This window comes from Flavobacteriales bacterium (assembly GCA_025210295.1).
Lineage (GTDB): Bacteria > Bacteroidota > Bacteroidia > Flavobacteriales_D > Parvicellaceae > S010-51.
Window position 1 is genome coordinate 1 of the sequence record JAOASC010000009.1, and the last position, 13,971, is coordinate 13,971.

Here is a 13,971-nt window from a genome sequence, read left to right on the forward strand (position 1 = left end):
GAGTTCTATTAATGCTCCTGATAATATTGCTACTTACAATTGGACCTTTGGTGATGGGAATTCTTCTACCCTAGCTAATCCAAATCATATTTATGCCAATGAGGGAACTTTTCAAGTTAAATTAGTCTTAGCTAGTAATAATGGCTGTTTAGATTCAATGTTGACCACTACTCGCGTTAATCCTAAACCTACTGCTGCTTTTAATGTTAATGACGATTGTGTGAATATTGCTGCTCAGTTTACTGATAATTCTACGATTTCTTCTGGGAATATTACCAATTGGGAATGGAATTTTGATGATGGTACTCCACTTGATTTTAATCAAAATCCGTCTCATTTCTACTCGAATGATGGAACTTATCAGCCCGTTTTGATTGTGACTTCTGATTTTGGGTGTAAAGACACCATGGAGCTCACTACTAACAGGCATGCCATTCCTTTGGTCGATTTTGCGGCGGTTCCTGTTTGTCAATATGACTCGATTAGTTTTATCAATAATTCTTCGATTAATGCCCCTAGTACCATTTCTAATTGGATTTGGAATTTTGGCGATGGTTCTCCGTTTTCTGCGGCTGATAATCCGAAGCACCTATACAATTTGAGTGGAATTTATAATGTCTCTTTGATTGCTTCTTCTAATTTTGGATGTGTGGGTGATATTTCTTTACCGATTCAGGTCTACCCTATTCCTACTGCCAACTTCTCTAACACCAGTGTTTGTGAGAATAAACCTCCCATGTATTTTATTGATATTTCGGCTGTGAACAATGGTTCTATTACTCAATGGGAATGGGATTTTGGAGATGGTAATACTTCTAATTTTCAAATTCCTAGTAATGCTTATGCTTCTGCGGGTAGCTATGATGTTCAATTAGTTGTGACTTCGAATAATGACTGTGTGGATACTGTTGAGATTCCAGTTACGGTTGATCCTAAACCGAATGCGGATTTCCTTGTGGATATGAATGAGGGCTGTTCTCCTGTTTGTGTTACTTATGCCGATAACTCTACGGCTAATGCCACTAATATTGAGGAATGGCAATGGAATTTAGGGAATGGTGAGGGAAGCTCGCAACAGAATCCTACGACTTGTTATGTGAATAATAGCCCAACTGATGATGTTGATTATTCTGTTTCCTTGATTGTTAAAAATGACTTGGGATGTTATGATACGGTGGCGGAAACGAATTTAATTACTAGTTGGCATAATCCTGTGGCAGATTTTGAAATCACACCTGAGGAAACGAATATGTATGAGGGAGAGATTGAAACTTTTAACAATAGTATTGGTGCCATAACTTATGCTTGGAATTTTAACAATGGGGATTCTTCTGACCTTTTTGAACCTGTAGTTACATATAGTGATACTGGAACTTATAATATTGTATTGGCTGTAGCTACTGAAAACAATTGTGTGGATACGGCTATTGTTCCTATTTACATTTCTCCTGTGGTGAGTGTTTATATTCCTAATTCTTTTACACCAAATGGTGATGGACAAAATGATGGGTTTATTTATAATGGTTTTGGTATTGATCCAAACACTACGGAGTTTTCGATCTTCGACAGATGGGGAACTCAAATTTACTATACTGAAGATGGGACGCCTTGGGATGGGCGATACAAAGGTGAATATGCTATCCAAGATACTTATGTCTATAAGTTTAACTGTAAAGACGTGCTTGGTGATCCTCATGAATATATTGGTCATTTCTTTTTGCTCAGATAATTATTATTATTTAGGCAACTTTTTGACAAAATAGCGTCATATGTATACGAGTTAACCTTTTTTACTTATGAAACCATATAAAACAGCACTATTGTTTCTACTATTTATGCTCTTCCACACAGTAGGAATAAGTCAGTCTCAATTCAATATTAAGCCTTTTGAACGAAAAGTTTTTATCGAAAATAAAGGGCAATTTGCTGAGTACAAAGAAAGTTATGATGAACTTGATCAAAATAGACTTCAATTTATAATTGATAAAGATTATAAAATAGGATTTTATCCTAATAAGATAGCCTATTTATTTGCTGACATTAAAACATACAGTAAACATGACCCAGAGGGCAAGGGAAAACCAAAAGAGGAAAGACGCAAAGTAACCCAACAGTTAATTGAAGTAGAGTGGCTGAATGCTAACCCCAACCCAACGATTATAACCGCATCTTCTACCACTGCACAATACACCTATTCAGGGAAAAACAAAGACAATAAAAGCTTTTTTTATAACTGTAAAGGCTTTGAAAAAATAACTTATAAAAACTTATACGATAATATAGATGTTGTCTACACCTTTCACCCTCAAGATGGCTTTAAGTATAGCCTTATTTTACATCCTGGGGCAGATATTAACGCTGTTCAACTAAACTATAAAGGAGCTATCCCTGTTTTAAAGAATAAAACAATTACAATCCCAACGATTAATGGCATTATTCAAGAGCAAGCACCACTTACCTATTATTCTAAAAAACAACAAAATATCATTGACTCAAAATACATTTTAAATGGTTCAAAATTGAGTTTTAAATTGGGGGAATACGACAGGAATAAAACAATAGTTGTCGACCCTATAATTGTAGTCCCAGCAAATGCTAACCCAGCATACGACAATGGAGTCGATGACAATGGCAACATCTATGTATATGGAGGAACAAAAGTTGTTGAAAAATATGATCCCGCAGGAACTTTAATTTGGTCATTAACACCAGGAATAGATCGTGCGTACTATGGAGATTTATTAGTTGAAGGATCTGGTAATTTTTATTTATGTGAGGGATTTGTAATTGCAGGAGCAAAAACTTATAAATATGACCCAACCTCTTCATTAATATGGCAAAGTACATTTAATGGTCAATTTAGAGAACATTGGAGACTCGCTATAAATTGTGTAACTCAAAAGGTGATTGTTGCAGGAGGTGGGACAACTAATCCGACGCTTAATATTGCTGAAATAGATATCAATAATGGAACCTTAATTAATGCAAAAACGGTTTATAATGCTTCTCAAAGTGATGTTGCAGGATTAGCAGTCGATCAAACAGGAAAAGCATACTTAATCCATTCTAACCCTAATATTTTAACCTTTACAGATAATGCAAATAACACATTAGCCAATGTTAATGACGGTTATGGTTTTAGTGAAATAGGCATCTCTAGTTCTAGTTATTACCCTTCCAATAGTGCCAATGGCTATAATATGATGGTGGTTTCAGGACAATTTCTTTTTACAACAGACGGAGCTGTATTAAAAAAATGGGATATCAATACGCAAGCACTTATTTCCTCTGTAACAATTCCTGGCCCACCTCGACTTTCTAGCGGTATATTAGCGGACAATTGTGACAACTTATTTGTGGGAAGTAATGCTGGAATTTATCGATTTGACTTCAATTTAAATCAATTAGAGTTTCAAGCTACTCCTGCTCCTGTTTTTGACATTGCATTCTCTACAACTAATGCAGATATTATTGCTTGTGGAAATGGCTTTCTTAGTAATATTCCTATGGGCCGAGTAATGTGTGCTACTGCAACCAAAACTGTTACCATCGACTCATGTGAAACGACCAATAATTCCATTACAGTAACACCTCAAATTGGTTTGCCTCCTTTTTCTTTTTTATGGAATGATGGAAACACCTCTCCCTCTAGAAACAACCTGTCTCCTGGAACTTATACTTTAACAATTAAAGATAATGCTTGTCCCCCATCATTTATCTTTGATACGATAATCATACCTCCCAAATTATTTATTGGAGACTTTACAAACGATACTGTTTGTCTAAACAGTCCAACTCAATTTAATGGAACAATTGCTCAAACTCCAGGTTCAAACACTTGGAATTGGGACTTTGGAGATGGCAACACTTCAACTGTTCAAAATCCAACACACACCTACTCTTCTTCAGGAACTTATACAACGGTATTGATTATCGAAAACGATCAAGGTTGTTCAGATACAGTAACTAAAGATGTTATTGTATATGATAATCCTATTGCTTCATTTATCTATACGGATACTTGTCATAATGCTAATTCCGTTTTCACCAACAACAGTACCATTAATTTACCAGATGTTATCACCAATTATACATGGGATTTTGGAGATCAACAAAATTCAACACAAGAAAACCCAACACATCTATACACTAACCACAATACATACAATGTCAAACTAACGATCACAAGTGATAAAGGGTGTAAAGATAGCCTGATTCAAACAACTACAATTTTTCCCAACCCTATAGCCGATTTTAGTGTGACTAGTGGTTGTATTGATTCTACTCACTTCACTGACAATTCATCAATCCCCAATGGAACTATAGATACTTGGCAATGGGATTTTAATGATGGTGGACAGAGTAATTCTCAACATCCTGCCCATTTTTATTCTACCATTAATCAAAACTTTGCTCCAACGTTGATTGTCACCTCTAATCATGGATGTAAAGACACCACTACAGGCACTACAGTAAGATATCCATTTCCTCAAATAAATTTTACCTATACTCCTGATTGTTTTTATGACACGATTATTTTCAACAACACTACAACCATTGAAACTCCAGGATCAATCACTAGTTGGGTCTGGAATTTTGGAGATGGAACAGCTTTAAATACCAATCAACACCCTAATCACCTGTATCAGCAAGATGGGACATACACTGTGACTCTAATTGCTTCATCTACAAATGGCTGTGTTAAAGATAGTTCTATGCTTATTGAAGTTTACCCCAAGCCTGTAGCCAACTTTTCAAATACAACAGTATGTGAAAACTTTGATTTAACGACTTTTACTGATTTATCGACAGTATCATCAGGATCTGTATCAAGTTTTGAATGGGATTTTGCTTATGCCAATAATACCTCAGCCGTTCCAAACCCTACTTTTAATTATGATACTGCTGGAGTTTATAATGTTTCATTAATCGTTACAACTAATTACAACTGTAAAGACACCATAGTCATTCCAGTAACAGTCCATCCTAAACCTATTGCTGATATGCTTGCTAATGTTACTGAAGGGTGCTCCCCAATCTGTGTTGACTTCACTGATAACTCTACAACTCCTAGTAACTCTGGTCTTACAAATTGGAATTGGGACTTTAACAATGGTGAAAACAGTACTGAAGCATCGCCATCTTCTTGCTTTATTAACAACAGTAATACTAATGACCAAACTTTTACGATCTCTTTAATTGTTGGAAACGATTTAGGATGTTATGACACCATTATTAATACTGATTTAATCACCAGTTGGTACAATCCTATAGCTAGTTTTATACCATCTCCAGAAGAGACTAATATGTACGAAGCGGAAATCACAACAACTAATACCAGTATTGGAGCTAACTCTTATTACTGGAATTTTGATAATACAACTACAGCAACTGATTTTGAACCTGTAATCAATTACAGCGACACTGGTAGCTATAACATTATGTTAGCTGTAGCTACTTCTAATGGATGTGTTGATACCACATATCACCCAGTAATCATAAACCCTGTAATTAGTCTCTATATACCTAATACTTTTACTCCAAATGGTGATGGAGATAATGATTTATTTATCTACAAAGGCTATGGAATTGACGAAAAAAACACCCAATTTTATATCTTCGACCGCTGGGGTACGCTAATCTATTACACTGAGAACTCTAATCCTTGGGATGGTACTTACAAAGGAGAACTTGTTCAACAAGACACCTATATTTATAAATTAGTCTGTAAGGATGTTTTTGGAGAACAACACGAATACAAAGGACATGTTAATTTAATAAGGTAAAATTTTACCTTATTAAATTATCAATAAAAAAACCAACATAATAAGCAACAAAAGCTGCGACACCCCCCATTAAGAAAGTTTCTAGCGCACTTCTATACTTATTGACTTGATTAATTAATCCTTTAAAGTAACCGATAAAGAAAAACATTAATAGCGTCAACAAAGAAGATACAAAAAGTAAATTAATTTCAAGGGGACTAATATAGTCGATAACATAAATTAATAAAGGAATAAGCCCTAAAACGAAAAAGGATAAAAAGGTAACTAATCCTATTTTGAAAGGAGATTTTTTATCCTCAATCAATTCCAACTCTTCTTTCATCATTACATCCACCCATCGTTTTTTATCTGCTGTAATTACCTCCACTACTTGTTCTAACAATTTTCCTTCAAACCCTTTTCGTCGATAAATCTCCTTAATTTCTTCTCGTTCTTTATCTGGAATATTGTCTACTTCCCAATATTCGATTCTCTCTTGATTTTTGTAAAACTCTTTTTCCGACTTCGCTGCTAAATAGGCTCCTATCGACATGGAGAAACCATCTGCAAATAAATTAGCAAACCCCATAATAAGGATAATTGACGAATCTAAACTTGCTCCAGCAGCTCCAGCTACTACAGCAAAGGTGGTAATACTACCATCAATTCCTCCATAGACAAATTCCCCTAAATACTCTTGATATTTAGCCAGAAAACCTCCTCCACTCTTATGTAGTTTAAACTCAACATGGTTATTTGAAGGTTCTCCCATTTACATTATTCTTTTAGAATTGAAACAACTGTTTTTTCTATTCCATTGGTCAGTTCGAGTTTATATACTCCTTTCGCCAATTTTCCTAAAGATAATATTTTTTTAACGGTTCCCCTTTCTAAATCAATTAACCTTTGAAAATGAAGTTGTTTTCCTGCTAAAGAATAGATCGTAACAGTTAAATCACCTTGACTAGGATTATAAAACTCCAACTGTAAATCATCTTTAAACGAATTAGGATAAACTTTTAAATTCAAGACATTTTGTCCTTTTATCTGCTGGCTACCAATACTCGTTGTTCCCTTTGTAAGGTAGACTTTATAAGCAATATTACTTGCACTACTTTGCGTTCCATCATTAATAAAAAAAATATTTTCTCCAGTACTTTCAATTCCACCAAACACATACCCTATTAATGTACGTTCTAAAGGTAACGAATCCAGATAAAGAATTTCATGATTAAAGTAATCACCAAAAGGGATAAACTCAGCTCCAGAACCTACTAACGTTGGCATTTCTATCGGCAATTTAATTTCATTCATTGTTCCATTAGAATACCTTACAACTTTGCTTATTGTTTTTACAAATGGTACATTATCATCTTGAACTAAATTCCCCGAGTTATCCAAGGTATATTGACTCATTCCTCCAAAGAAAATAGTATTCATAGCATTTTCTACTCCATCATATACAGGAAGTTTGGCGCTATGATATTGACTAAGGTACTGACTAAATCCATTATTGACTTGATGATTAGTAGCAGTAATATCTACTGAATTTAAAAATGGTAGGTCTACAGTAGGTTGAAATACACCACTAAACGCAGTATAACCTAATTCACCATTAGGAAATATTTGAGGCGCCATATTATAATCTCTTCGATGGAGATTTGTTGCATCTACAGTTTCTGTATAATTAGAGACGGATAAATTTACTCCATCATCCATAAGATTGAATCGCTTTATTTTTTCGCTATACTCTTGAATAAATCCTGGTCCGTTATTGGGTCCCATTGGATTATACCTTCCATCAAACAACTGTCCTCCAACAATATAAAATTGGTTATTCAAATATCCCATTTGTCCACCTGTTACAGCAAATCTTGAATCATTAATTTGTCTAAAATAAGTTATAATACTCTCTTGATTAATAATTGCTCTAGCCAATTCATTGAGCGAAACTGATGATAAATAAGGGTAAGTGATGTGATCATTTTCTGTTGCACTGTATCCATATCCACCAGTTATATATAAAATAGAATCCCGCTGATAAAACTGTTGATTAGTTGCTTGTAATTGCTCAAATAAACTTGCTGGCAAAGTGCTTAATGCTTTTGACCAAACTTGATTTCCTACTGGATCAATAACATATACCTGTTTATTATTATCTTGTTCCAAAAAAGCTGCAAAAGGTTGTCTTCGATGCAAACCATCTATTCGTCCCCCAAAAACAACCCACTTTCCATCTGAAGTTTTCCCCCATGAATAAGAATGTACCCCAGGAGCATTTGTAATGGTCAAAGGTTCTATCTCTATCGAAAATTCGGTAGCATTTTGGCCAAAAAAATGTCCTAAAATAAAGACTAGGCCTATAATTAGTATACTTTTCATAACATTTTATTTCTTCTAAAAATAACATCCTATATTCTTTATTTCAGTAACATCTATTACATTAGCCAATTGAAAACAATATAAAACGGATGAATTACATCGAAACAATACTTATAACTCCTTGGCCTTGGTGGGTTTCTGGTTTAATGATTACTTTCACCATGTATCTTTTACTATTTTTTGGAAAGTCATTTGGGATGAGTGGCAATCTAAGAACAATGTGCTCAATTGGAGCTAGTAAATTTTCTGATTTTTTTAAGTTTGACTGGAAAAAAGAAATTTGGAATTTAGTTGTTGCTGGAGGCGCTATGCTAGGAGGGTTTACTTTCGCTAATTACCTGTTACCTCATCAAACTATCAACATCTCTGATGCTACAATTAGCGACCTCAACGAGTTAAATATTCATGTTGAAAAAGGACAAGTTCCTGTACTTCCAGAAGAAATATTCAGTTGGGAGAACCTTTTTACTCTTCAAGGGTTTATTATTATTGTTATTGGAGGTTTTCTGGTTGGTTTTGGAACTCGATATGCAGGTGGTTGCACCTCAGGACATGCTATCTCTGGACTATCGAACTTACAACTTCCCTCTTTATATGCTGTTTTAGGCTTCTTTACAGGCGGGCTAATCATGGTACATTTTCTTCTTCCTTATATTCTTCAACTTTAAGCAATAGACTATGAAAAAATTTATCAAATATGCTTTAATTGGCTTTTTCTTTAGCATCGTAATGTATAAATCTGAAGCATTGAGTTGGTTTCGAATTTATGAAATGTTTCAATTCCAATCTTTTCACATGTATGGAATCATTGGAACGGCTGTATTATCGGGAATTATACTCGTTCAGCTATTTAACCGTGGTCTATTAAAAGGCTACAGAAAAACGAAAATTGAAATCCCTCAGAAACGGAAAGGATTTACCAATTATTTTATTGGAGGTTTAATCTTTGGGCTTGGCTGGGGAATGGGAGGCGTTTGTCCAGGACCGTTATATATTTTACTGGGCTCAGGGTACTCAGTATTTATTGTTTTTCTGATTGCAGCTTTATTAGGAACATTTGTATATGGACTATTGAGTAAAAAACTTCCGCATTAACTCAAGTCATGAAAAACATACTATCTTTGCAGTATGATTTTAGGAAAAATAAACACATTAACAGCCAACAGAAAAACCGATAATGGTTTTTACCTTATTGACGAAAAAGAAAATGAGGTGCTACTTCCCAATAAATATGTTGAAGAGAACTTAAAAATTGGAGATTCGTTAGCTGTATTTATTTATAAAGATTCAGAGGATAGAATTGTTGCAACAACAGCAACGCCTACGATAAAAAGGCATGAATTTGCTTATTTAAAAGTTAAAGATGTTAATAAATATGGTGCATTTTTAGACTGGGGGCTAGATAAAGATTTATTGGTTCCATTTTTTGAACAAAAACAGAAAATGGAAGCAGGGAAAAGTTATGTCGTTTATCTTTACTTAGATCAAGAAACAGACCGATTAGTCGCTTCGAGCAAAATTGATGATTTTATTGAAGATGAAGATATCGACTTAATAGAAGACCAAGAGGTCAGCTTGATCGTAACTAAAAAAACAGACTTAGGTTTTAAAGTGATCATCGACCATTTATTTGAGGGCTTAATTTATCACAATGAAATCTTTCAATCCATTCAAATTGGTGATTCATTAACAGGTTTTGTAAAACCTTTAAGGGAAGATGGAAAAATAGATATCATACTTCAGAAATTAGGTTATAAAAATGTAAATGAACCTAACAGTATTTTAATTCTCGACAAAATAAAAGCCAACAATGGTTTTTTGGGGTTAAATGACAAAAGCTCTCCTGAAGCCATCTACAATGAAATTGGTTTGAGTAAAAAAGCCTTTAAAAAAGCGATTGGAGGTTTATATAAACAAAAACTTATTTTAATTGAAAAAAACGGACTTTACCTTACTAAATCATAAGATATCACATGCTAGCTGAGATCATTACTATAGGAGATGAATTATTAATTGGACAAACTATTGATACCAATAGCGCTTGGATTGGAGAGCAACTAAGTCTAATTGGTATAAGCGTTCAACAAATTTCTTCAATCACTGATAATGAACAACATATTATAAAAGCATTAGATACAGCAAGTGATCGTGCAGACATTATTATCATGACAGGTGGCTTAGGTCCTACTAAAGATGATATTACTAAACATACCCTTTGTAACTATTTCGATACAGAATTAGAACTAAACACTCCTATTTTAGAAAGATTAAAAGCGCGTTATGCAGCGTTTAACGTACCTCTAAATGAGGCGAATAGAGCGCAGGCAATGTTACCGAAATCTTGTACCGTTTTACCCAACACGAGAGGTTCTGCGAGTGGTATGTGGTTTGAAAAGAATGGAAAAGTATATATTTCATTACCTGGTGTACCCTACGAAATGAAAGGGATCCTTTCAGATGAGGGGTTTCCTAAATTAGTACAACATTTTCAAACTCCGACAGTCCTACATCGAACTATTCGGACTATTGGAATTCCTGAATCTAAATTGGCGGAAAGAATAGAAGATTGGGAAAATGATTTAAAAGAAAAAGGATTAAGCCTTGCCTATCTTCCTTCTCCTGGTTTTGTTCGACTAAGAATTTCTGGGGTGGATCATGATGGGACAAAATCAAGAATTATCGAAGAGAAAGTCGCGACATTACTAGACTTACTAGGAGACGCTGTATATGGTTTTGAAAAAGAAATTCTTGAAGAAGTAATTGGACAACTGCTTACCGATCAAAACAAAACCATTAGCTTGGCTGAAAGTTGCACAGGGGGAACTATCGCGAAATTACTAACTAATATTTCAGGCTCTTCCGTATATTTCAAGGGAGGTATTGTTTCTTATGCAAATGAGATAAAAATAAACGTATTACAAGTTTCCGCTGATGACATTAAGACCCATGGAGCTGTGAGTCAAACTGTTGTAGAACAAATGGCTACGAATGTAAGATCCATGATGGAGACTGATTATGCAATTTCAACTTCTGGTATTGCAGGACCAACTGGAGGTACTAAAGATAAACCCGTAGGGACAATATGGATGGCTGTTTCTTCTGCTGAAAAGACGGTAGCCAAAAAATATTTATTGCCTTACAACAATAGAGCCCGTAATATTATTGTGGCAGCAAATTATGCTTTAGAACTCTTAAGAAAAGAATTTTTAATTTAAGAGGATTGAGCTGTGAGTCATTCAAAATCCAACTCCTACTCTGCTCAGTTTGAAAAAGTATTTAAACGACTTTTTCCTTCTCCTTTTAGTATTGCTATTCTTTTAACACTACTTACTTTAGTACTGGCTATTGTTTTTCAAAAGCCAACTGACCAAACAACTTTTAGCTACCTTTACGAATTAGCAAATTACTGGGAAAAAGGAATCTGGAATAAAGGAGGAATGGTCTTTGCCTTTCAAATGATGCTAATGTTAGTATTAGGTTATTTACTCGCATTAAGTAAACCTGTTAATTTTTTAATTAATAAACTTGTACACTATTGTAATACTACTGCAAAAGCTGCCTTTACCATTACATTTTTCACCTTAGCTGTAAGTCTATTTAATTGGGGATTTGGATTAATATTTGGAGCTATTTTTGTAAAAAAAGTATTAGACTATACTGCCGAAAATCAGCTTAAAATACATACTGGAATTTTGGGAGCTTCTGGGTATTCTGGGTTAATGGTTTGGCATGGGGGACTATCAGGTTCAGCACCTATCAAAGCAGCTGAAGAGGGAAACATCTTATCGATGGTTAGCGATACAAACATTACTGTGCCCAATACCATAGACCTTAGTCAAACTATTTTTTCATCCATGAATATTACGGTAAGTACATTACTGCTTTTGATCGTTCCTTTATTCATGTATTTTATTGGAAAAAAATTAACTAGTAGCGTTCCTAATCCTCAAGAGAGCAGTATAAAAAAAGCCTCAACATTTCATACAGCAACTGGGATTGAGCGATTAGATTATTCTAAATGGTTTGGAAAAATAATAGGACTATTAATTCTTACTTACCTTCTATTGAGGTACTTCTTCCACAACACAGCAGAAAGCCTCAACTTTATCACTCCAAACTTTATTAACTTATTACTCATTGCATTGGTTTTACTTTTAATGAACTCTGTCTCAGAACTGCTTCAAAAGCTAGAAAAGGCTATTGGTAGTTCGGCAGGAATTTTAATCCAATTTCCTTTATACTTTGGAATTATGGGAGTTATGAAAGAAAGTGGTCTGTTGAATGAGATTGCCCAATACTTTGTTACCGTATCCTCTACTTCTTCTTTTCCTATCCTCACTTTTTTTAGTGCTGGGTTAGTCAATATTTTTGTTCCAAGTGGAGGTGGACAATGGGCTGTACAAGGACCTGTTATTATTGAAGCTTCTTTACAAATGGGTATTCCTTTAGGGAAAAGCATTATGGCCCTTGCTTACGGGGATCAAATTACTAATATGCTTCAACCTTTTTGGGCGTTACCTTTATTGGGGATTACAGGTTTAAAAGCTAAAGATATTTTGCCTTATACACTACTATTAATGCTAGTTGGAAGCTTTATTTTTCTGTTGGGGCTATCCATTTTTTAATCCACCTGTCATACTTTTGTCTTTTTAGAAGTTTTAATTTGGCTCAAAGCTAATATTTCTCATTATTTCTCTAATTTTGCTGATTGTATGGAAAGAGTAGCAACTATTTTAGAACAATTATCCCCTCTACAAGAGCAATTAAAAACACATTCGTTATACCAAACGATCGAAAATGTTCGTGACATTCAACTTTTTACCGAAAGTCATGTATTTGCAGTTTGGGATTTTATGTCACTTTTAAAAGCTCTACAACAACAGTTAACATGCACCACTTTACCATGGACCCCTGCAAAAAATCCAACTTTAGCTCGCTTTATTAATGAAATAGTTCATGGGGAAGAAAGTGATGTAAATGCTAAAGGCGAGGCAAAAAGTCATTTTGAAATGTACTTAGAAGCCATGGAACAGCTTCAAGCTGACACCTCAAAAATAACAAGTTTCATTAATTTAATTGGAGAAAACAAAACAATAACCGAAGCTTTAGAACAACTGAATCTTGATTCAAAAGTCACCAATTTTGTTCGTTTTTCATTTGACATCATAGCAACACAAGCACCTCATAAAATTGCAGCTGCTTTCACTTTTGGAAGAGAAGATATCATCCCAGATATGTTTATTGAAATCTTAAAGAATGCAGAAGACAAAGAGCATCAATACGATCAGTTCATTTACTATTTAGAACGCCATATCGAATTAGATGGAGATGAGCACGGACCACTTTCGCTTCAAATGATTACTGAATTATGTGGAAACAACTCCACCAAATGGGAAGAAGCATTAAGTGTTGCTATTCAAGCCTTGGAACATCGAATTGAATTATGGACAGGAATTGAAGAGCAACTATTAAGCACAAAAGAAACTGCATTTATCAGTTCCTCTTTCTAAATTATTTATTAATCATTTTTTAACCTTTATTTAACATCTTTATCTAAAAGTACTGATTTTAAAGTTTTTAATTAAAATGAATTCGTCTATATTCGTCTTAATTAAATGAACTTTTGGGAGAAAATATCAAATATGGGGTTAGATTTAACCCTTAATCAATCTCAACAGAGAAAGATTATTTTAACCAATCGGTTAGTCTATTTTTCTTTTGTTACAATTTTGACATTTGTACCGTTACTATATGTTCTTAAAATTGATGCACCTATATTTCCGACCCTATTCATGTTATTTATTTCTTTACTATCTTTCTATCT

General features: G+C 34.3%; 10 protein-coding genes. 8 read left to right on the plus strand and 2 right to left on the minus strand.

Going from position 1 to position 13,971, the window contains the following annotated elements; genetic code table 11:
* Positions 1–1,729: PKD domain-containing protein (locus tag N4A35_01280; protein ID MCT4580022.1), on the plus strand; the 1,729-nt coding region annotated here is incomplete at its 5' end.
* A 67-nt stretch (positions 1,730–1,796) separates the two neighbouring features.
* The gene (locus N4A35_01285; protein ID MCT4580023.1) at positions 1,797–5,786 is read left to right on the plus strand and encodes a PKD domain-containing protein; all 3,990 of its coding nucleotides are present in this window, start codon (positions 1,797–1,799) and stop codon (positions 5,784–5,786) included.
* 4 nt (positions 5,787–5,790) lie between these two features.
* On the opposite strand, the gene N4A35_01290 is transcribed toward N4A35_01285, so the two are convergent.
* Both N4A35_01290 and N4A35_01295 read right to left on the minus strand, forming a co-directional pair.
* Positions 5,791–6,537, minus strand: coding sequence for a VIT1/CCC1 transporter family protein (locus N4A35_01290; protein ID MCT4580024.1), 747 nt, complete (start codon positions 6,535–6,537; stop codon positions 5,791–5,793).
* A gap of 5 nt (positions 6,538–6,542) precedes the next feature.
* A complete protein-coding gene (locus N4A35_01295) occupies positions 6,543–8,147 on the minus strand; it encodes a T9SS type A sorting domain-containing protein (protein ID MCT4580025.1) in 1,605 nt (534 codons plus the stop codon).
* Between the two features lie 89 nt (positions 8,148–8,236).
* Between N4A35_01295 and N4A35_01300 the strand changes: the two genes are divergently transcribed.
* The 6 genes from N4A35_01300 to N4A35_01325 all read left to right on the plus strand — a co-directional run bounded on the left by N4A35_01300 (position 8,237) and on the right by N4A35_01325 (position 13,657).
* Complete coding sequence (locus N4A35_01300) at positions 8,237–8,815, plus strand: YeeE/YedE family protein (protein MCT4580026.1); 579 nt, start codon at positions 8,237–8,239, stop codon at positions 8,813–8,815.
* A gap of 10 nt (positions 8,816–8,825) precedes the next feature.
* Positions 8,826–9,242 carry a YeeE/YedE family protein gene (locus N4A35_01305; GenBank protein MCT4580027.1) on the plus strand — a complete coding sequence of 139 codons (417 nt, stop codon included), beginning with the start codon at positions 8,826–8,828 and terminating at the stop codon, positions 9,240–9,242.
* Between the two features lie 33 nt (positions 9,243–9,275).
* Positions 9,276–10,112, plus strand: coding sequence for a S1-like domain-containing RNA-binding protein (locus N4A35_01310; protein MCT4580028.1), 837 nt, complete (start codon positions 9,276–9,278; stop codon positions 10,110–10,112).
* A gap of 8 nt (positions 10,113–10,120) precedes the next feature.
* Positions 10,121–11,362: a competence/damage-inducible protein A gene (locus N4A35_01315; protein ID MCT4580029.1), complete on the plus strand. Its 1,242-nt coding sequence runs from the start codon at positions 10,121–10,123 to the stop codon at positions 11,360–11,362.
* A gap of 12 nt (positions 11,363–11,374) precedes the next feature.
* Positions 11,375–12,772, plus strand: coding sequence for a TIGR00366 family protein (locus tag N4A35_01320; GenBank protein ID MCT4580030.1), 1,398 nt, complete (start codon positions 11,375–11,377; stop codon positions 12,770–12,772).
* 87 nt (positions 12,773–12,859) lie between these two features.
* Entirely contained in the window at positions 12,860–13,657 is a 798-nt protein-coding gene (locus N4A35_01325; protein MCT4580031.1) for a DUF3050 domain-containing protein, read from the plus strand.
* Positions 13,658–13,971: the final 314 nt, after the last annotated feature.

Excerpts from the sequence above, each read along its gene's own strand:
- N4A35_01285 (MCT4580023.1), top strand. The coding sequence starts at position 1,797 with ATGAAACCATATAAAACAGCACTATTGTTTCTACTATTTATGCTCTTC.
- N4A35_01290 (MCT4580024.1), bottom strand. The coding sequence starts at position 6,537 with ATGGGAGAACCTTCAAATAACCATGTTGAGTTTAAACTACATAAGAGT.
- N4A35_01295 (MCT4580025.1), bottom strand. The coding sequence starts at position 8,147 with ATGAAAAGTATACTAATTATAGGCCTAGTCTTTATTTTAGGACATTTT.
- N4A35_01300 (MCT4580026.1), top strand. The coding sequence starts at position 8,237 with ATGAATTACATCGAAACAATACTTATAACTCCTTGGCCTTGGTGGGTT.
- N4A35_01305 (MCT4580027.1), top strand. The coding sequence starts at position 8,826 with ATGAAAAAATTTATCAAATATGCTTTAATTGGCTTTTTCTTTAGCATC.
- N4A35_01310 (MCT4580028.1), top strand. The coding sequence starts at position 9,276 with ATGATTTTAGGAAAAATAAACACATTAACAGCCAACAGAAAAACCGAT.
- N4A35_01315 (MCT4580029.1), top strand. The coding sequence starts at position 10,121 with ATGCTAGCTGAGATCATTACTATAGGAGATGAATTATTAATTGGACAA.
- N4A35_01325 (MCT4580031.1), top strand. The coding sequence starts at position 12,860 with ATGGAAAGAGTAGCAACTATTTTAGAACAATTATCCCCTCTACAAGAG.